Annotated in this window: 21 protein-coding genes; 4 read left to right on the top strand and 17 right to left on the bottom strand. The window is 41.4% G+C overall.

Annotation, left to right across the window (positions count from 1 at the left end; translation table 11 throughout):
* Positions 1 to 89: 89 nt before the first annotated feature.
* The 6 genes from pal to ybgC all read right to left on the bottom strand — a co-directional run bounded on the left by pal (position 90) and on the right by ybgC (position 5,022).
* Positions 90 to 659, bottom strand: coding sequence for a peptidoglycan-associated lipoprotein Pal (pal, locus tag VF675_RS11585; RefSeq protein ID WP_440205252.1), 570 nt, complete (start codon positions 657 to 659; stop codon positions 90 to 92).
* Between the two features lie 70 nt (positions 660 to 729).
* A complete protein-coding gene (gene tolB, locus VF675_RS11580) occupies positions 730 to 2,013 on the bottom strand; it encodes a Tol-Pal system beta propeller repeat protein TolB (protein ID WP_026438303.1) in 1,284 nt (427 codons plus the stop codon).
* A gap of 193 nt (positions 2,014 to 2,206) precedes the next feature.
* Positions 2,207 to 3,436, bottom strand: a complete 1,230-nt coding sequence (gene tolA / locus VF675_RS11575) for a cell envelope integrity protein TolA (RefSeq protein WP_225543459.1) — start codon at positions 3,434 to 3,436, stop codon at positions 2,207 to 2,209.
* A 3-nt stretch (positions 3,437 to 3,439) separates the two neighbouring features.
* Entirely contained in the window at positions 3,440 to 3,889 is a 450-nt protein-coding gene (tolR, locus tag VF675_RS11570) for a protein TolR (protein ID WP_070154130.1), read from the bottom strand.
* Positions 3,889 to 4,587 carry a protein TolQ gene (gene tolQ / locus VF675_RS11565; protein WP_104851739.1) on the bottom strand — a complete coding sequence of 233 codons (699 nt, stop codon included), beginning with the start codon at positions 4,585 to 4,587 and terminating at the stop codon, positions 3,889 to 3,891. Before tolQ ends, tolR begins: the two co-directional genes overlap by 1 nt.
* 27 nt (positions 4,588 to 4,614) lie before the next feature.
* Complete coding sequence (gene ybgC, locus VF675_RS11560) at positions 4,615 to 5,022, bottom strand: tol-pal system-associated acyl-CoA thioesterase (protein WP_004971791.1); 408 nt, start codon at positions 5,020 to 5,022, stop codon at positions 4,615 to 4,617.
* A 228-nt stretch (positions 5,023 to 5,250) separates the two neighbouring features.
* Here ybgC and VF675_RS11555 point away from each other — a divergent pair, with 228 nt between their 5' ends.
* On the top strand, positions 5,251 to 5,829 hold the full coding sequence (locus VF675_RS11555) for a hypothetical protein (protein ID WP_440205251.1): 579 nt from the start codon (positions 5,251 to 5,253) through the stop codon (positions 5,827 to 5,829).
* An 82-nt stretch (positions 5,830 to 5,911) separates the two neighbouring features.
* On the opposite strand, the gene ruvB is transcribed toward VF675_RS11555, so the two are convergent.
* The 3 genes from ruvB to VF675_RS11540 form a co-directional block, all read right to left on the bottom strand.
* Complete coding sequence (gene ruvB / locus VF675_RS11550; RefSeq protein WP_004971787.1) at positions 5,912 to 6,919, bottom strand: Holliday junction branch migration DNA helicase RuvB; 1,008 nt, start codon at positions 6,917 to 6,919, stop codon at positions 5,912 to 5,914.
* 242 nt (positions 6,920 to 7,161) lie between these two features.
* Positions 7,162 to 7,764 (bottom strand): Holliday junction branch migration protein RuvA, encoded by a 603-nt coding sequence (gene ruvA / locus VF675_RS11545; RefSeq protein WP_178865673.1) that lies wholly within the window; start codon positions 7,762 to 7,764, stop codon positions 7,162 to 7,164.
* A 129-nt stretch (positions 7,765 to 7,893) separates the two neighbouring features.
* Positions 7,894 to 9,234 (bottom strand): deoxyguanosinetriphosphate triphosphohydrolase, encoded by a 1,341-nt coding sequence (locus VF675_RS11540; RefSeq protein WP_440205250.1) that lies wholly within the window; start codon positions 9,232 to 9,234, stop codon positions 7,894 to 7,896.
* Positions 9,235 to 9,497: 263 nt separating this feature from the next.
* On the opposite strand from VF675_RS11540, the gene VF675_RS11535 reads away from it, so the two are divergent.
* The gene (locus VF675_RS11535; RefSeq protein WP_096901118.1) at positions 9,498 to 9,815 is read left to right on the top strand and encodes an NGG1p interacting factor NIF3; all 318 of its coding nucleotides are present in this window, start codon (positions 9,498 to 9,500) and stop codon (positions 9,813 to 9,815) included.
* 540 nt (positions 9,816 to 10,355) lie between these two features.
* Here the strand turns inward: VF675_RS11535 and VF675_RS11530 are convergent.
* The gene (locus VF675_RS11530; RefSeq protein ID WP_346791504.1) at positions 10,356 to 11,132 is read right to left on the bottom strand and encodes a nitroreductase family protein; all 777 of its coding nucleotides are present in this window, start codon (positions 11,130 to 11,132) and stop codon (positions 10,356 to 10,358) included.
* Between the two features lie 150 nt (positions 11,133 to 11,282).
* On the bottom strand, positions 11,283 to 12,083 hold the full coding sequence (locus VF675_RS11525; protein ID WP_131261168.1) for an enoyl-CoA hydratase-related protein: 801 nt from the start codon (positions 12,081 to 12,083) through the stop codon (positions 11,283 to 11,285).
* A gap of 411 nt (positions 12,084 to 12,494) precedes the next feature.
* On the opposite strand from VF675_RS11525, the gene VF675_RS11520 reads away from it, so the two are divergent.
* Positions 12,495 to 13,067 (top strand): nicotinate-nicotinamide nucleotide adenylyltransferase, encoded by a 573-nt coding sequence (locus VF675_RS11520; protein ID WP_096901115.1) that lies wholly within the window; start codon positions 12,495 to 12,497, stop codon positions 13,065 to 13,067.
* A 78-nt stretch (positions 13,068 to 13,145) separates the two neighbouring features.
* Here VF675_RS11520 and VF675_RS11515 read toward each other — a convergent pair whose 3' ends face one another.
* The 5 genes from VF675_RS11515 to dapD all read right to left on the bottom strand — a co-directional run bounded on the left by VF675_RS11515 (position 13,146) and on the right by dapD (position 16,465).
* Complete coding sequence (locus tag VF675_RS11515; RefSeq protein WP_440205249.1) at positions 13,146 to 13,604, bottom strand: peroxiredoxin; 459 nt, start codon at positions 13,602 to 13,604, stop codon at positions 13,146 to 13,148.
* Between the two features lie 70 nt (positions 13,605 to 13,674).
* A complete protein-coding gene (locus VF675_RS11510; protein ID WP_440205248.1) occupies positions 13,675 to 14,079 on the bottom strand; it encodes a hypothetical protein in 405 nt (134 codons plus the stop codon).
* Positions 14,080 to 14,092: 13 nt separating this feature from the next.
* Positions 14,093 to 14,764: a 7-cyano-7-deazaguanine synthase QueC gene (gene queC / locus VF675_RS11505; RefSeq protein ID WP_136144778.1), complete on the bottom strand. Its 672-nt coding sequence runs from the start codon at positions 14,762 to 14,764 to the stop codon at positions 14,093 to 14,095.
* An 89-nt stretch (positions 14,765 to 14,853) separates the two neighbouring features.
* Positions 14,854 to 15,564 (bottom strand): 7-carboxy-7-deazaguanine synthase QueE, encoded by a 711-nt coding sequence (gene queE, locus VF675_RS11500; RefSeq protein ID WP_136144777.1) that lies wholly within the window; start codon positions 15,562 to 15,564, stop codon positions 14,854 to 14,856.
* A gap of 79 nt (positions 15,565 to 15,643) precedes the next feature.
* Complete coding sequence (dapD, locus tag VF675_RS11495; RefSeq protein WP_131261166.1) at positions 15,644 to 16,465, bottom strand: 2,3,4,5-tetrahydropyridine-2,6-dicarboxylate N-succinyltransferase; 822 nt, start codon at positions 16,463 to 16,465, stop codon at positions 15,644 to 15,646.
* A 292-nt stretch (positions 16,466 to 16,757) separates the two neighbouring features.
* Between dapD and carO the strand changes: the two genes are divergently transcribed.
* The gene (gene carO, locus VF675_RS11490; RefSeq protein WP_253131420.1) at positions 16,758 to 17,504 is read left to right on the top strand and encodes an ornithine uptake porin CarO; all 747 of its coding nucleotides are present in this window, start codon (positions 16,758 to 16,760) and stop codon (positions 17,502 to 17,504) included.
* A 56-nt stretch (positions 17,505 to 17,560) separates the two neighbouring features.
* Here the strand turns inward: carO and VF675_RS11485 are convergent, their stop codons facing one another.
* Positions 17,561 to 18,757 carry an outer membrane protein transport protein gene (locus tag VF675_RS11485; protein WP_179989037.1) on the bottom strand — a complete coding sequence of 399 codons (1,197 nt, stop codon included), beginning with the start codon at positions 18,755 to 18,757 and terminating at the stop codon, positions 17,561 to 17,563.
* Positions 18,758 to 18,797 lie beyond the last annotated feature (40 nt).

The following is an 18,797-nucleotide window of genomic DNA, read 5'->3' as shown; positions in this document are numbered from 1 at the left end:
TGTCATAAAAAAGCGCCCTTGTAATAAAGAGCGCTTTTTTCGTATTGGGGAAACACGTTCTAAACGAGTTTTTCCCAAACAGCAAATTATTATTTCAATAATGGTGGAACAGCTTCGTAGTTAATTTCTACGCGACGGTTTTCTTTCCATGCATTTTCATCATGTCCAGGGTTGACTGGCATTTCTTTACCATAGCTCACTGCTTCAAGCTGACCTGCGTTAACGCCGCTGGTGATTAAGAAGCTCTCAACCGCTTTGGCACGACGCTCGCCTAAAGCCATGTTGTATTCGCGTGTACCGCGTTCATCGGTATGACCTGTAAGCGCTACTTTAGAGTTGGCATTCACCATTAGAAACTGTGCATGTGCTTGTAGGGTCTGGTAATCATCATTAGATAATTCGCTGCTGTCGTAGTCAAAATGCACCACGCGCTTTGCCAAGAAAGCTTTGTTGGCTTCGGTTACACCTTTGGCAGATGCACCTGCAAGGTTTTGTGCATTTAAAGCTGCATCTTCACTCAAACCTTGGGTGTTGACTGTAGTTGCACCACTTGGTGTTTGACCTGCTTGTGAGTCAGTCGTTGGTTTGCGGTTTGCACAACCTGTCATCACTAAAGCTGATGCCAAAACAGGGAGTACCAATAATTTAACTGCGTTCATCCTCATCTCCATGAAGCTTGATTTTTGGTTTTAAAACAGAACTGAAAAGTGTTTACCTTGCGGGTACTCATTATTTTGGTGCCCACGCAGGTTCACGCACTTCACCTTGTTCACTAGGTAAGTTCATGCGGAAGCGACCGTCTAAAGACATAATTGACAATAAGCCACGTGCGCCTTCGCGCGTTGCATACACCACCATTTGCCCATTTGGTGAGAAGCTTGGCGACTCATCCAAACTGGTTGGGGTTAAAATATTGGTGATATTGGTGTTGATGTCTTGAATTGCGACTTTGTAATTACTGCCACTTGGGCGATGCACCAATGCCAGTTTACGACCATCGGCACTGAGCGTACCACGTGCGTTAAATGCACCGCGGAAGGTTAGGCGTTTGCTGCTGCCTGTGGCAAAGTCATAACGATAAATTTGTGCGGAACCACCACGATCTGAAGTGTAAATAAATGATTTACCATCTGGTGCATAACGTGCTTCGGTATCAATCGCACTGTCATTGGTCATGCGTCGCAGTTCACGGGTGCTTAAATTCATTTGATAAATTTCTGGATTGCCATGCATGGATGCGGTAAACAACATACTTTGACCATCTGGTGAGAAGCTTGGAGCACCATTTAAACCACGGAAACTGGCTAATTTTTCACGCTGACCTGTCGCCAAATCTTGCACATAAATAGCAGGGCGTTTGGTTTCAAACGACACATAGGCAATTTTTTTGGCATCTGGTGTCCACGCAGGCGATAAAATAGGATCACGCGAAGTCAAAATGGTTTTAGGCTGTTCACCATCAGTATCGGCAATTTGCAGGGTATAGCGTTGTTCAGGTGTTGCAGGGTTGCGCAGTACATAAGCAATGCGTCCGCTAAAGTCACCTTTAATGCCCGTGAGTGCTTCATAAATGGCATCACTGATCATGTGTGCAGCAGAACGTACGCGTGACGCAGGCACGCTTAATAATTCATTCAATAAGTATTGCTGTTTTTGCACATCATAAAGTTGGTAATGAACTTCATAACCGCCTTCTGCAGTGGCTTTGACATTTCCCGTCACCACATAAGGTACACCTGCGGCTTGCCATGCAGCTGCATTTGGATTGTTCATGCTTGCAGTTGCAGCAAGGTTTTTAGATGAACTGGTGAATTTGCCTGAACGGTTTAAATCGTTTTCTACAATAGGATAAATACTTTGATCATTGCCAAACGGCACAATCGCAATTTTAGGTGCTTCTTCTGGTGCTTTGGCAATTTCTAAATGCAGTTGTGCAAAAGATTGTGTGCTTAAAACTGGGCTAAGCGCAGTTAAAATAGCAAGACAAAGTAGGTGTTTACGCGTTGTTTCCATCATTCGCTATTTTCTCAAATCAACATAACTTTTTTGGATGTAATTGTGGTACATAATGGCATACTTTGGTAGGAATGAAAGCATGAATTTATAATAAAACTGTTATAACACTGTGAAAATTTAAATTTATTTATACTCGTAAATATTTTGAGAAGGAGTTAGCCAAATAGATGTTATTCGGCTAACTGGTAACTTATTGCGCTGTAAAGGTAGAGGTGAAGCTACGTGCTTCGCGTCGTGCATCTGGGTCTGATGGCATCGGATAAGGTGCGGCAGCACGAACAGCAGCTTCTACACTGGCTTTCATGTCAGGGTCGCTAGAATTAACCACGACAGACTGAACTGCGCCACTGTCACTTAAAGTCACGCGGGCAGTTGCACGTTGACCCGAAGAACCAGCTGGGGTATCCCACGCTCGTCTGATTTTATTTTCGAAATCGCGTTTAGCAGTGGATGCAATGCGTCGTACTTCAGCCTTTTTTTGAGCAGCTTCTTCTGCAGCTTGTTTGGCAGCTGAAGCTTTGGCTTCAGTATCGGCACGTGCCTTCGCTTCGGCATCAGCTTTGGCTTTTGCATCTGCGTCAGCCTTACGTTTTGCTTCGGCATCAGCTTTGGCTTTTGCATCTGCAGCAGCTTTACGTTTTGCGTCGGCATCAGCTTTGGCTTTTGCATCTGCTGCAGCTTTACGTTTTGCATCGGCATCTGCTTTGGTTTTTGCATCTGCGTCAGCTTTACGTTTTGCATCAGCTTTGGCTTTTGCATCTGCGTCAGCTTTACGTTTTGCCTCAGCATCTGCCTTGGCTTTTGCATCTGCTTCAGCTTTGCGTTTTGCTGCTGCATTGGCTTCGAGTTGACGTCTTTCTGCCGCTTCTGCTTTTTTCAGGGCTTCGGCTTCTTTACGACGTACAGCATCTGCTTCAGCACGTGCTTTGGCATCGGCTTGAGCTTTTGCTTTGGCGTCAGCTTCTCGTTGAGCACGTTCTTCGGCGCGTGCTTGTTGAGCTTTTAAGCGTTCAGCTTCTAGTTTTTGTCGCTCTGCAATTTGTTTGGCTTCAGCAGCTTGTCGTTCTGCACGTGCTTGAGCCTCTGCTGCTTGTGCAGTTTTTTGTGTATCAACTTGAGGAGCGGGTGGCGTAGGAGCCGCTGCAGGTGTTGGAATGACAGGGGCAGGTTCAAGAGCAGGCTCGGCTGTTTGAGTAATTTGCTCTGCTACATTTTCATGTGTGGTTTCAGCAGATTTAGTTTCTAATAAGGGTTTTAAATCTTCTGGTTTTATTAATACCGTTTTAATGGGTTTAGGCGGCTCAGGTGCTTTACTCATGCCCAAATAAAGCAAGCCAACCACTGCGATAAGGTGGACACCTACGGTGAACCCAATCGCGATGGCTTTTTGTTGAAAAGGTGGCTTTTTAAAATCTTTCATAAATTACTTTAAAGGCTCGGTCAGCAATCCAACTTGGGTTAAACCCGCATCTTGTAAGTCAGACATTAACGCAATCACATCACCATAAGGGCGTGTATTATGACCGCGAATAACAACCTGAAACTCTTTGTTTTCAGCTTTGGCTTGAATTTGAGCATCGGTCAAAATTTGTTTCAGTTGGGCTAATTCCAAAGGTTCGGCTTTGTGTTCTTTGTATTCTAAAAAATATTGCCCATCTTTATTTAAAGTCACCAAAGCAGGGGCATCTTTCGATTCAATTGGATTACCATTGGCTTGAGGTAAATCGACTTGAATCCCACTGGTAATCATCGGTGCAGTAACCATAAAAATCACCAATAACACCAACATGACATCAATATAGGGCACTACATTCATGTCACTTTTGAGTGGTTTCTTAATGCGCTCGAAGCGTCCTGAGCGTTGAATGGCCATTAGTCGTGATCCTTAGTATTGCCTAAAGATTGACGTTGTAATAAAGCCACCATTTCTTCGGCAAATAAAGCACGATCAGAATAAATCGCTTCGCCTTTGGCGGTGTAATGGTTAAAGGCAAGTACCGCAGGAATGGCGGCAAATAAACCAATGGCTGTGGCAATGAGGGCTTCGGCAATCCCTGGTGCGACTGTTGCCAATGTGACTTGATCGACATCTGCCAGTCCAATAAAGGCATTCATAATGCCCCAGACGGTACCAAATAAACCAACGTATGGCGCAACCGAACCAATGCTGGCTAATGCACCTAAGCCTTGTTCAAGTTGAGCTTGGTCGCGGCTTAAACCGACACGTAAAATACGTTCTGTGCCTTCAATGGTTTGTGTTGCAGGCGCTTGGCGCTTTTTGAGTTTTAAAAACTCACCTAAGCCTTGATAGAAAATATCTTCCAAACCGACACGTTTTGAATTGAGCTGTGCGTTGTTGTAAAGCGTATTTAATTCTGCACCAGACCAGAAGATTTTTTGGAAATGCTGATCATCTGCCTGTGCTTTTTTATAGCTCATGTGTAACTTGGCAATCAGATACCAACTGTATAATGATGCTAAAAGCAGCGAGAGCATTACCAGCTGAACAACAGGACTTGCTTGTAAAATAAGATCTGATACTTGAAGAGATGATTCGAGTTGTGTTGCCATAGTTACTACATGTGCCAATTCATTTTTTTAATCTTGTCCTAATTCTTTCAGAATAAGGCTACGAATTTCATCTGGCAGACGACGTGGTTTCATATCTGAACCAAGACAGGCCAATTCAACCTCGCCAGATGCAAGCATGATTTCACCACGATAAATATTTTGTTGCAATACAAATGATGACGCTTTACACGAAACTACACTTGCTGTAACAGTAATTAGGTCATCCATTAAGATTGGACGTGAATATTTCACGTTAATTTTATGCACGACAAAGTTGTAATCTTGTTGATGCCAATAATGATCAACACCCGATGCACGAAGCCATTCGGTACGGGTACGTTCCATAAAGCGAATATGGTTGGCGTGGTAAACAATGCCGCCTGCATCAGTATCTTCCATATAGATACGAATTTTAAATTCAAATTTATTCGCCATGATGATGTTCCGCTTCAATGTTGCAAAGTTGTTTGATAAGCAATACTTATAGCTTACGCCGTGTCTGTGAAATTGACGTGAATCGGGGCTATAAGTCAAGCTGTGTATAGCGTGGCAGTTTATCATTCTCAACGCTTCGTCCAATGGCACAAGATTTCAAACATGCTTTTAAGTTAAAATTAGCTGCCTGCCTGATACATGCAGATGATCCACCCCAATGAGCAGCACATGAGCCGTTTAGTTAAATTTTTTGTGGTAATTGCCATATTGTATTTGTTGTGGATGACGCTGTTCCAGCCAGATGGAGGAATTGCGGATAGCACAACCTATCAGTCATCGCAGCAAGTGCATCAATTTAAAGACTATACCATTCAAGCTTTGGAAACCTATGAAGGTGAGTTTCGGGTATTGTCACGTGAAAATTATAATTTTGGACGTGAAGCCGAACTTAGCCCTGTCGATTTTGCTTTGGGATGGGGCGAAATGGCCAAGCCTGAAGTGTATAAACAGTTGTCTATTCGTCAAAGCAACCGTTGGTATCATTGGCGTTATGAACAAGCACCACCAATTCCTGTGCAAGAGATTGCAAGTATGAGTGCCAATACGCATTTAATTCCTGCAACGCCCGCGATTGCGACACAGTTAAAACAGATTGATGAAGATGATTTGATTTATTTGAAAGGTAAATTGGTTGAGGTCACTGCCACAGATGGTTGGCAGTGGCGTAGTTCTTTAAGCCGCAATGACACAGGGGCGGGCGCGTGTGAATTAATGCTCGTTGAAGATGTGCGTGTCATCGAAAATTAGGGTCTATCTACAGACCCAATTGACCTAAATATTTAATAGCTTAAAGGGAGATAGCTCCCTTCAAGCTATTTTTTCCTTTGAGCTATTTTTCTTTTGGCTCTGGCGGTGTCATCCCAAATTGTAAATACGCCATATTGGTGGCAATACGCCCGCGAGCGGTTCGCATTACATAACCTTGTTGAATTAGGTATGGTTCAATTACATCTTCCAAAGTGCCAGAGTCTTCAGCCATAGCAGCGGCCAAAGCTTCCACACCTGCAGGCCCACCATCAAAACGCTCTAATAACATTGATAAATAACGACGGTCTAAGGTATCTAAACCATCTTTATCGACATTCAGCATATCTAGCGCACGTTGTGCCATCTCTTGCGTGACTTCACCTGTGCCTTTGACCTGCGCATAGTCACGAACGCGACGCAATAATCGGTTGGCAATACGTGGTGTACCGCGCGAACGACGAGCGACTTCATTGGCTCCTGCATCGGTCATTGGCACATCCATTAAACTCGCCGAGCGTTTGACAATATGGGTCAAATCTTCAACCGAATAAAATTCCAAACGCTGCACAATACCAAAACGGTCACGTAACGGTGAGGTGAGTAAGCCTGCACGTGTGGTAGCGGCGACAAGGGTAAATGGTGGCAAGTCCAGTTTAATGGAGCGTGCTGCAGGCCCTTCACCAATCATGATGTCCAGTTGATAATCTTCCATCGCTGGATACAAGATTTCTTCAATCACAGGTGAAAGACGATGAATTTCATCAATAAATAACACATCACCTTCTTCAAGATTGGTCAGCATGGCGGCTAAATCACCTGCGCGTTCCAAGACAGGCCCTGAAGTGGATTTAAGATTGCCGCCCATTTCACGGGCAATAATATTGGCGAGTGTGGTTTTACCTAAACCTGGTGGTCCAAAAATCAGGGTGTGGTCCAGTGCTTCTGCGCGTCCACGGGCTGCACCAATGAAAATTTCCATTTGTTCACGCACTACAGGTTGCCCAATATAGTCATCGAGTGAGGTGGGGCGAATGGCGCGATCAATTTGATCTTCGGGTTTTTCAGAACCACTGATTAGACGGTCTTGCATATCGTGTTAACTAATCTCTTGAGCTGGGCATTTTGATGCTGCATGCACAGCCTCAAAGTATGAGTTGCGTTTAAATGCCTTTGCGAAGGCATGATTTTACTTTTGAAAGATCAAAAGTAACAAAAATCTTATGTTGAGTTGAGGGTATATCCCTATACCCCAACTCAACGGGCGACATCCATGTCGCCAGTCATGTATCCAATATTGGAAAGATGAACTTACGCTAGGTTTGTTGGCATCTTTTATTTATTCATCGACTTTAATGCTGCACGGATAATATCACTGGCTTCAGTAAAATCGGCCTTAACTGCATTAATCAGTTTTTGTGCTTCGGCAGGTTTATAACCTAAAGACTGCAGTGCAGCTTCGGCTTCGGCAACAGCAGAATTGCCTGTAAACTGAATTTGGGTCACAGTGGAATTGCTGCTGCTCACTTCGTTGGACATGGCTTTAAAGCGATCACGTAATTCAATCATCAGGCGTTCAGCGGTTTTTTTGCCCACCCCCGGTACTTTAATCAGGGTGTTAATGTCTTCATGTTCTACGGTGTGAATCAGTAATTCGACACTCAAGGTTGATAAAATACCTAGCGCCATTTTCGGGCCGACACCATTGACTTTGAGTAAAGTACGGAAAATGGTTTTTTCTTGGGCTTCTAAAAAGCCATATAACAATTGAGCATCTTCACGCACAGCTAAATGCGTCCACAGGGTAATTTTCTGCCCTTTTTGTAATTGGCAAAATGTGGTGAGTGGCGTGTCAATTTCATAGCCCACACCATTCACATTCAGCAACACGGTTGGTGCTTCTAAAGCCAATACTTCGCCAATAAGACATCCGATCATATTTGTGATTCACTGATTAATTTAAAATAAGTTGCTGTTCGCATAGTAGAGCGCATTTTCACAAAAGGCAAAATCTGCGCTTAAATCCTACTACTATTTATATACAAGTATTGATATGCAAATTATTCATTACAGCAAGGCGACCTTATTGCCTTGTAATTCTTGCGATAAGTTATAGGCTTGGTGATCTGAAAACTTAGAGATAATATCCAAGACTTGCATAATATTGTCATAGTGATTATGCGCAAAATCTGCCCCTGAGCGTTGCAAGATTGACATTAAACGCTGCTCTTTAAAACTTAGGGTTTTATGTGGCGTGGTGAGTGGAATAAACGCATCCAAAATGTTTTGTAAACTTTGATGCGCAATAATTTCCAGCCCTGCCTTTTGTGGATGCTCGAAAATTTTCTCACGGGCTAAGTCTTTGGCGCGATTAATACCAATTTCAATATCTGCCGAGCAATATTGTAAAAGACTGCCTTTGAGCTGTCCCATCAGAATTTCCAAATGGTGTTTGGCAAATGCTGTAGTGACTTCATCGACCAAACGCTTCATGACCCGACCACGCAAAGCGGCAATTTTTTGTTGCCATGTGGTACGTGCCATCGCCAGTTCTGCTGGAATACCGTAGTCACCAATCAAGTTTAAAAAGATCGGTTCAACTTCTTCATAGCTGAGCATGTTTAAGATAATGCCATCTTCCAAATCAATTAAGGCATAGCAAATATCATCTGCTGCTTCCAATAAATATGTCAGTGGATGACGGCAATAGTGATAATCGCCCAATTGAATCAGTCCAAGTTGTTCTGCAATTTGTTTGAGAATTTCTTTTTCAGCTTGGTAACAACCAAATTTATCACGTTGATTGGCAGGGCGGTTGCCTTGTTCGGCAATGGTTTTGGAGAGCCATGGATATTTTAAATAAGCGCCTAAAGTGGCATAGGTTAAACGCATGCCGCCATCATTTGGATGATAGTCAATTTTGGTGAGTAGACGTAAACCTTGTGCATTGCCTTCAAACTGACGGACATCAGCTTCTTCTTCATCGCTGAGTTTGGCGAGGAAATTGCCGTGTGAAGCATCATCAAACCATTCACGAATGGCATATTCGCCTGCATGCCCGAAAGGTGGATTACCAATATCATGTGCCAAGCAAGCAGCTTGAATAATCGCACCGACATCGGCAGGGGAAATCCACATAGGCAAGTGATCTTTAATTTTTTCTGCAGCCAACATCCCTAATGAACGTCCAATACAAGACACTTCTAAAGAATGGGTTAGGCGAGTGTGAATACCATCGTGTTGAGTCAATGGATGGACTTGGGTTTTACGGTTTAACTGTCTAAAACTTTGCGAAAAAATAATACGGTCATAATCTTTATGAAAAGGGCTGCGCGCCTGTTCTGTACTTTGTTTTTTACTACCAATTCGAACTGTGGAAAGCAGTTCTAACCAACGCATTTGAGTCATTTATCATTATTCACTATGTGCTTGTTTTGCATCATGCCAAAAAAATGACAAAAGCTCTAGGGGCGTGCGACATGGCTTGTCTTTTTAAATCTAAATTTATACAAAATGGGGGATAAGTTTGTGGCGAAGCGTACTTTAAATTTTTTTTGGGGGCTATATAAATCGAGGATTGGATGATGCGTATAGGTTGCCAAAATAGCAACAATGCTCAAATTTTTATGCTAATTTCTAATTAATTGTGAAATGGATAGCGAAGCTTAAATATGCTCAAACTGATTTATTATGTGCCTGAATCTCATCTTGAAGAAACCAAACTGGCTATTTTTGCAGCGGGTGCAGGTGGAATTGGCAATTATGAACATTGTGCATGGCAGGTTTTAGGCACAGGGCAATTTAAACCTGTCAAAGGAGCAAATCCGTTTGTTGGCGAGTTAGATGCTTTGGAACACGTTGCCGAGTGGCGCGTGGAAACTATTGTACCTGAGCAAAATGCTCAGGCAGTCGCAAAAGCGCTCAAGGCAAGTCATCCTTACGAAGAGCCTGCCTTTGAGTTTATGCAACTTTTAGATATTAATTTTTAAAGACTTAAATACCAATTTTTAAAGAAAAATAGAATTGTACGATCACTCATATATGGATTGGGGCAAATATAAGTTGCGTAGATAGAGTTTACTTTTCACGGGCAAAAAGTAACAAAAGCCCTCTGTTAGACTGATGGTACGTCCTGTACCACAGTCTAACGGGCGACATCCTTGTCGCCTTATCACGAGTCAAAATGTGGCTAGGTTTTAAAAATACAGTTGAAATATTAGGGTCTGTTGACACTTCATCTATGTTTGCGACGTGAGAGATATATCTCGCAAGGTTTTTTAGCTGCTATAAGGCATGGGGCAGGAAATTTAGTTATTCTAAATGACTGACTCATAACGCAATAGCAGCAAAAAATATGCTCGTCCCCTTGCGCAGCAAACAAAGCAGCGCTTTGTTCTTGCTCATGTGGCTAAAACTTTCTCAGATTACGTTATGAAACTTGGCAATAGTCTCGCTATTCCTTGCGTTTCATGCCTAATCTGCTCAGTTTTAGCCTACAGCGCAAGCCATTTATGAAATGTTAACAGCCCCTAGACTTTCTGAATAAATAGGTCACGGTCAAAACGGTATTGCGGGAAAAAGACACCATCTTCGGCACGTTCACCTGCAGCAATCACCATCACTGGAAATTGTTGATCATTCAGTTTTAAGAGTTTGCGTACCATCGGCTCATCAAAACCTTCCATCATGCAGCTATCAAAACCGTGTGCGCGAAGGGCCAAGACCATATTTTCACAGGCGAGTGCTGTAGTTTTACTTGCCCAAAGTTTGGCATCTGCAGGGTTAAATGCAGTCACAGGTAATTGTTTATCTAAACTACGTGCAATTTTGAAAGCGACTTTCTTAAAGTTACCTACTGCGTTTAAGTAGCCAGTCATGTAGTTATAAGGAATAAACTTGTAATATTTTTTGACTGCAGCAGGTGCTTCATGAAAAGGGAACTCGCTGATATTCTTTTTTGCCATTTCATCAACACGGTCTGTACGTGCAATACACACGATTAGCTCTGCTGCAGTACGAGCAGCGAGTTGTCCTAAGCAGGCTTTAACCAGTTGTTTTTTCTTGGCAGGATTTTGCACCACGACAAAAGTCCACGGTTGTAAATTAGATGAGTTTGGAGCCAATAAAGCCATATCTAAACAATCATCCAATACTTCTGCAGGAATGGCTTTGTCGGTAAATTTACGCACCGAACGACGGCTTTGAATGACTTTTTTAAAGTTTTCTACATCAATATCTTGTGGTGCAGGTTCAAAATAACGTTCTTTTTTTTCAGCTTTAACATCGGTTGGATTTGGATTAGACATTACAATTTTCCTCAATTTTTTAATGATTGACAGCACATTGCAGAATATGGGGGCGAATAAAGAAAAAACCACATTCAGCCAAAATGAATGTGGTTTTAAAACATCTAGTTCACTTGAAATGGGTGTAAGTACATTTCAGCTAAACAGCGCTTAATTAAATTGGCTGAAATCAGGTTTACGTTTTTGCATAAAGGCTTGCACTGCTTCCATCATTTCTGCTGAACCGACACGTTGCATAAAAATTTCTGCTTCATGGTCAATCCACGCCACGATTTCATCGACATTATGTTTCATGAGGGCTTTAGATTGTTTGAGTGAAGCCAATGGCAAAGCCGCCAATTGCGCTGCTTTTTGTTGTGCTGTTGCATAGACATCGGTTTCAATGCTATTAACTAAATTTGCCGATAATGCCGTTTCGCTATTGAATTTTTGTGCAGTTAGCAACAGTTCAGCCGCTTTGTGATAGCCTGCTTGTTCTACTAGAAGTTTGCTTGATGCACCTTCAGGCGATAAGCCCAAGCTCACAAATGGAATTTGGAATAGGGCAGTATTGTCGCTATATACCAAATCTGCATGTAATAGAATTGTGACACCAATGCCAATTGCCACCCCACGTACAGCTGCAATCAGCGGTTTAGAAAACTTAGCTGCAGATTTTAATAAGATGAATGGAGGGCCTTCGGCAGCAGGTAGTTGTCCTTTAAGTGCAGCAGACTTCATAAAGTCTTGCATGTCATTGCCAGCACTAAAATCTGCATCTGTGCCACGTAAAATTACACAACGTACTGCGTTGGACTGATCTGCTTCATCTAAGGCTTGTGCAATCCACAAATATAATTCACCATACAGCGCGTTTTTTGCTTCTGGTCGGTTGATGGCTAAAGTCAGTACGCCATTGTCTAAATTCGCATTCAAATGTGGGTGAGGTTGTTGAATACAGCTCAGTGTCATCGTACTATCCTTGCTTTGATTGGTTTGAATTTATGGCTCATTATGTCGCAAATTCGCAGCGCTGGCACAACTCATGAGTTCATAAAAAGTTAGTGAATGATGAGATTTGCGTTCCTAATTCAATGTGAAATTTATTTAGAATTTGGGGTTGTTCATTTAAAAAATGAATAAGCAAGGCGGAATCTTAACGTCTATTAATTCTATTTTAGGATTAACCTTCGGTTCGACCTACTTTTGTTTTGGCAAAAGTAGGCAAAACCATTTGTCATCCACGAAACCTGCCCAATTATTGTTTTTGATTTATTATCTTGCAAAAACAATAATGAGTTGATACCACGCAGGTTGTGGATGACATTTCCGCGTATCAGATAGCATCATGTTGTTATCAAAATTAGGATTGGCGTATTTATTATGCAATATACGTTTGATTATTTGGTTTTCATTGGCCGCTTTCAGCCATTTCATTTGGCGCATTTGCAAACCATTCAAATTGCGTTAGCACGTAGTCATTATGTGATTTTGGCATTAGGTTCTGCACAAAATGAGCGCAATTTAAAAAATCCGTTTTTAGCCAAAGAACGTGAGCAGATGATTTTGTCTAACTTTTCACCTGAGATGCAAGAACGGATTAAGTTTGTGCATGTCGTAGATGTCTACAATGATGAAAAATGGCAAAAACTAGTCAAATCTTTAGTCGGTGAATTGATTCAACCGCAAGATCGTGTTGGTTTAATTGGGCATTTTAAAGATGACTCGTCTTATTATTTAAAGTTTTTCCCTGAATGGGAGATGGTAGAATTAGACAGCTTGCAAGATGCCATGTCTGCTACGCCTGCACGTGAGGCTTATTATCGTGGGGAAATACAGCCTAATTTTTTCCCGCAAGGCACAATTGATTTCTTAACCGCATTTCAAAACACGGAAATTTATCGTCAATTACAAGACAAATACCAGCAGCAGGATAGCAGTAATTTGACGGAGTAATCCAGTTTTTAAATGAAAAAGGATGATTGAAAAAGCTTTCAATCATCCAGAACATTGTGTTTTTTTAGAGGCTGAAAATTAAGCTTGTAAAGCGGTTAAATCCGCAAGCACTTGCTCGGCATGTCCTGCAGCTTTGACTTTACGATATTCTTTCAGTAATTGACCTTGATGGAAAATAAAAGTAGAGCGTTCAATGCCCATAACTTTTTTGCCATACATATTTTTTTCTTTAATCACATCAAACAACTGACACAATACTTCTTCTTTATCGCTAATCAAGTTGATGCCTAAAGATTGTTTTTCGGTAAAGTTTTGATGGGCTTTGACTGAGTCGCGCGAAATGCCAATGATGGTGGTATTAAGCGCATCAAATTGTGGCTTTAGCGCAGTAAAATCGACAGCTTGTGTGGTGCAGCCTGGGGTAGAATCTTTCGGGTAAAAATACACCATTAACCAATCTGTACCAAGTTCGGTTAAATTGACTTCGCCTGTGGTTGCAGGAAAAGCTTGATTTGGTAATTGAATTGTCGTGCTCATATTTTTCTCCAAAATCATGCACATAAAAAACTAGCCACATAAAGTGGCTAGTTGAAATTGTTAAGAAAAATTATTTTTTCTCAGCCGCTTTGATTGCTTCTTCAGTTAAGGTTTTTAATTTACCTGTAAGCTGAGGACCAAAACAAGTTTGCAAATCTTTATTTTGCTTTTGTACAAAAGCTAAAGTCGCAGGGCTCTTTTTCTGGTTAATTGCGCTTTGAATTTCCCATTTTTGAGCGTTGGTTAATTTACCATCTGCTTCTACTGCACAAGTACAATATTTGCTTACTTCAGCTGTAGTTAGTTTTTTGCCTTTTGCAGTTTCTTCTTTACAAACATTAATTAAAGCTGCTTTTACATTGGTGCTTTTATATGCTTGTTGCAACTTGTCATTATTTGCGTGTGTCGTTGTTGCGAATAATGCAGCAACAGACATAATCGCAGAAACTATAATGTTTGATTTTAAATTTTTCATACACTTTACCTTGTTATGACGGTATATAACGCGTTGGGTCTGCAACACCAGCATCGGCAAAACCTTGTTTGCGTAAGCGACAGCTGTCACATTTACCACAAGCACGTCCTTGGTCATCTGCTTGGTAGCAAGAAACCGTTTGACTATAGTCTACGCCATGTTCAATACCTAAGCGAATAATATTTGCTTTGGATAAATGTAACAAAGGTGTCTCAAATTTTAACGGTTTGCCTTCTACGCCAACTTTGGTTGCCAAGCGTGCCATATTGGCAAAAGCATCAATAAATTCAGGACGACAGTCAGGATAGCCCGAATAATCTACCGCATTAATACCAATCACAATTGCTTCTGCATCAAAAACTTCGGCAGCTGCCAAAGCATAAGACAGGAAGATGGTATTACGCGCAGGCACATAAGTCACAGGAATACCTTCTTGCTCATGATCAGGTACTTCAATGCTGTGATCGGTCAGGGCAGAACCGCCCAAGTTGCCTAAATCAATATTAATCACACGATGCTCAATGCCTGCATTTTTAGTCAAGGCACGTGCAGCATCTAGCTCTGTAGTCGAGCGTTGACCATACATAAAACTAAGTGCAATACATTCATAACGCGCTTGTGCCCATGCCAAACACGTGGTTGAGTCTAATCCACCAGATAACAATACAATGGCACGAGGGCGCATAATTGAACTCCAAATTTTAAAATATAGCGATAGAACTTGAGCAAAAGTGTGAAGATTGACGTCAATACGAATGGGGATTCGTGAGGAGATTAACGACCTGTTTCATCATTCCAAAGCAATTTATGTAATTGCAATTGGAAACGAACAGGGAGATGGTCGGCTAAAATCCACTGTGCCAAATCACGTGCAAGTTGTGGCAAGGCGACTGCACCTTTTTCGACAGCAAATGCAGGGGAGAACCACACTGTATCGACTTTTTTATGCAACTGATATTGCTCAACTTGCTGCTTCGCCCAAAGATAATCGTCATGATTGCAAATCACAAATTTGATTTGATCATGTGGGTTTAAAAAATCTAAATTTGATAATAAGTTGCGTGACATTTCACCCGATGCAGGGGTTTTTAAATCCAGCACCTTCGACACACGGTTATCCACTTTAGAAATATCTAAAGCTCCACTGGTTTCCAAAGACACTTCACAACCTAAATCTGCCAAGCGTTGCATGAGTGGCAGTGCATTCGGTTGAGCCAGAGGTTCACCGCCCGTCACACATACATACGGTGTTTTAAATTCTAGCGTGGTTTGGATGATGTCATCTAAAGATTGACGTTCGCCACCTTCAAAAGAATAAGTGGTATCACAGTAATGGCAACGCAATGGACAACCCGTTAAACGAATAAACACGGTTGGCAAGCCCGATGTATTGGCTTCGCCCTGCAATGAATAGAAAATCTCCGTGATGCGTAAACCCGCAGACGGATCAGAAACAGGAATAGCGGAAGATCGGAGGGTATTCATAAAATTCATCACAGTATGTAAAAAACAAAAATCCCTACGGTCATTGCTGGCCGTAGAGATGGAGAAAACTAAAAAAAGTTTAGTCTTCGCGTAATAAGTCGTTCAAACTGGTTTTTGCACGGGTTTTCGCATCTACTTTCTTCACAATGATAGCAGCATACAAGCTATAAGTGCCACATTTAGAAGGCAGGTTGCCAGAAACTACCACCGAACCTGCAGGTACACGACCATAATGGATTTCGCCAGTTTCACGGTCATAAATTTTGGTCGATTGACCAATATAAACGCCCATAGAAATGACAGAACCTTCTTCCACAATCACGCCTTCAACAATTTCAGAACGTGCGCCAATGAAGCAGTTGTCTTCAATAATAGTTGGGTTTGCTTGAAGTGGCTCAAGTACACCACCAATACCTACACCACCCGATAAATGCACGTTTTTACCAATTTGTGCACATGAACCTACAGTTGCCCATGTATCAACCATGGTGCCTTCATCTACATAAGCGCCAATATTGACATAAGATGGCATTAACACCACATTTTTGGCTTGGAATGAACCTTTACGTGCAACTGCTGGCGGTACAACACGCACACCTGCTTGTTTGAATTGCTCGTCAGTCCAACCTGTAAATTTCGTGTCTACTTTGTCGTAGAAACGCAAATCGCAAGATTCAATTGGCTTGTTATCATTGAGTTTAAAAGATAACAAAACTGCCTTTTTTAACCATTGGTGAACGATCCACTCACCATTAATTTTTTCAGCAACGCGTAATGTGCCGTTATCTAAACCTGCAATTGCTTGTTCAACTGCCTGACGAATTTCAGAGGGACAATCTGCAGCGCTGAAATTAGCGCGGTCTTCAAATGCTTGTTCAATGATTGTTGAAAGCTGAGACATCGATGTTCTTACCAGAAAAAAATTTTCCAAAGATTTTACACTATATTGAGTGAGGAATAGATAAAAATTGGAACAGATTGGAATTTATCCTTATTAAGATAAACAAGTTAAGTTGCGCGCTAAATTGTTGAAGTTTTGAAAATAAATGCTTTTGCAATAAACAATAAGTTTGTATCAAAAAATAACAAAAACGGGGTGAATTTTGCATAAAAGCTAAACGCAACATGCTCTATAGTTTTCTCATGAAAAAACGAATGAAAATTCAAAAAGTTTTAGTTTGAGGAGAAACACAATGAAAACTTTACATACATTTTTAGCCGCTTCGGTATTGGCAGCAGTTGCAGGCTCTGCAATGGCAGATACAGCTGTGGTAAAAGATGGCTATGCGTTTGATCGTAACCAATTAATTCCAACAGGTGTACGTGCTGAAGTAGGTACAACAGGTTATGGCGGTGCATTGCTTTGGACTGCAAACCCGTATGTGGGTTTAGCGCTGGGTTATAACGGTGGCGATATTTCTTGGTCGGATGACTTATCTATTGATGGTACTAAGTACGATATGGATATGGACAATAACTTGACCTATTTAAATGCGGAGATTCGTCCATGGGGTGCAAGTCCAAGTAAATGGGCACAAGGCGTTTATGTAGCTGCTGGTGTTGGTTATATTGATAATGAATACGGCTTAGAGAAACGATTAAATAATGCCAATGATACTTTGAAAATTGGTGACCAAAACTTTAATGCCCCAAGTGGTCAAGGTTATGTGAAAGGTGATATGTCTTACAAAAATGACATTGCACCGTATTTAGGTCTAGGTTTTGCACCGAAAATTAACAATAACTGGGGTGTGTTTGGTGAAGTCGGTGCTTTCTACACAGGTAACCCAAGTGTGAATTTGGAATCTGTTGGATTGCAGGAAGTAGGTGGTGTTGATAATGGTCAAACTGCTGCGAACAGAGAAGCAGAAAAAATTCGTAACGATGACAAATACGAATGGATGCCAGTTGCTAAACTAGGTGTAAGTTACCACTGGTAATATCCATTAGTTTTAGCTAAACCTTAAAAAACGAGCTTCGGCTCGTTTTTTGTGTCTTAAAAGCGATGTGCTAATTTCAAGTGATAAACCCAAGCCTCACGTTGTTCGAGTGAAGAAAAACTTGAAATTTGAGTGATCAATGACTGTGGTTGTACCGTGTCTGGCTTGGTAAAGTGCAAATAATGCAGACCTGCAATCATAAACGTTTTGGGGTTAAAGTGATAAACTGCGCCCGTACCAACACCAACATAACCATCTACAGGGTTTAAACTTGAGGCAGGATTACCTGCACCAGAATCCCATAATCCTTCCACCGCAGTGATCCACTTGGGTGACCATTGATGGGCAAAACCCAAACGCGTAGACCATTGATTCTTTTGATAATCAATCAGGTTGAACTGATTACCTAGTCCTTCAGATTGCAGAATTGCTGCAAATTGAGTGGGTTGAATTTTAAAATATTGCCAATTGACCCATCGCAATGATCCATACAGAAAATTTTGTGCAGGTAAACCTGTGTGAAAATCTAAATTCACCGATTCAGGTGTCTGAATTTCAGTTGCTTGTTGTGGTGCAATCTCTAAAGGAAATCCCCAAATACTTTCGCTTGCATTGGTACTGTGCTTGATTTTAGAGCGATAGGTAATTGCTGTATTAAATGCATATTCAGGAATTTGGTAGCTTACACCTGCCAACCAACCCCACGCATGGTCTTTTGGAAAATGTACGTGATAATCAAAAAAGGTATAGTCAACTTGTGTACCAATTTTCAGATCACCTGAAAATGACTGGTAACTCAGACCTGTAAAGAGGTTCCAATGTTGTGTGGGTTGATAGCCAATAAGCGCTGTAATATTTCTTGAGTCAAACTTAATATCTGCATTTTCTATAGGTAAAGGTTCGCCTGAAAGAATAGGACTATAGTGATAATCCACATCAACAAAATAAGGTTGGTCAAATAATAACGCCACAGAAATTTGTGGATGTGGTTGTAATTTTAATGCAGCTTGGATGAAGTGTTGATTATTGACTAAATTGCCTGTTGAAAAATCTTGAACGCCTAATTCGGCAATATTTTGTTGATGCTGTACCTGACCTGAAATATTGGTATCCACGTGTAGCAAAGCGACTTCCGCATAATTTCCTTTTTCAAATAATGCATGTACCGATTGACCGCTACGTTCTAAAGCGGCAGCAGAGGCATAACCTAGCGGCAGGACACACAGCAATCCAACAAAAATGTGAAATTTCATGTTACGTCCTTGGTCTAAATTATACAATTGTGTTTATAAT

It is taken from the genome of Acinetobacter sp. Lyrl_1, assembly GCF_051948795.1.
Classification (GTDB): domain Bacteria; phylum Pseudomonadota; class Gammaproteobacteria; order Pseudomonadales; family Moraxellaceae; genus Acinetobacter; species Acinetobacter towneri.
The sequence above is the reverse complement of the archived record's forward strand: the minus strand, read 5'-3'. Positions and strand labels throughout refer to the sequence as shown.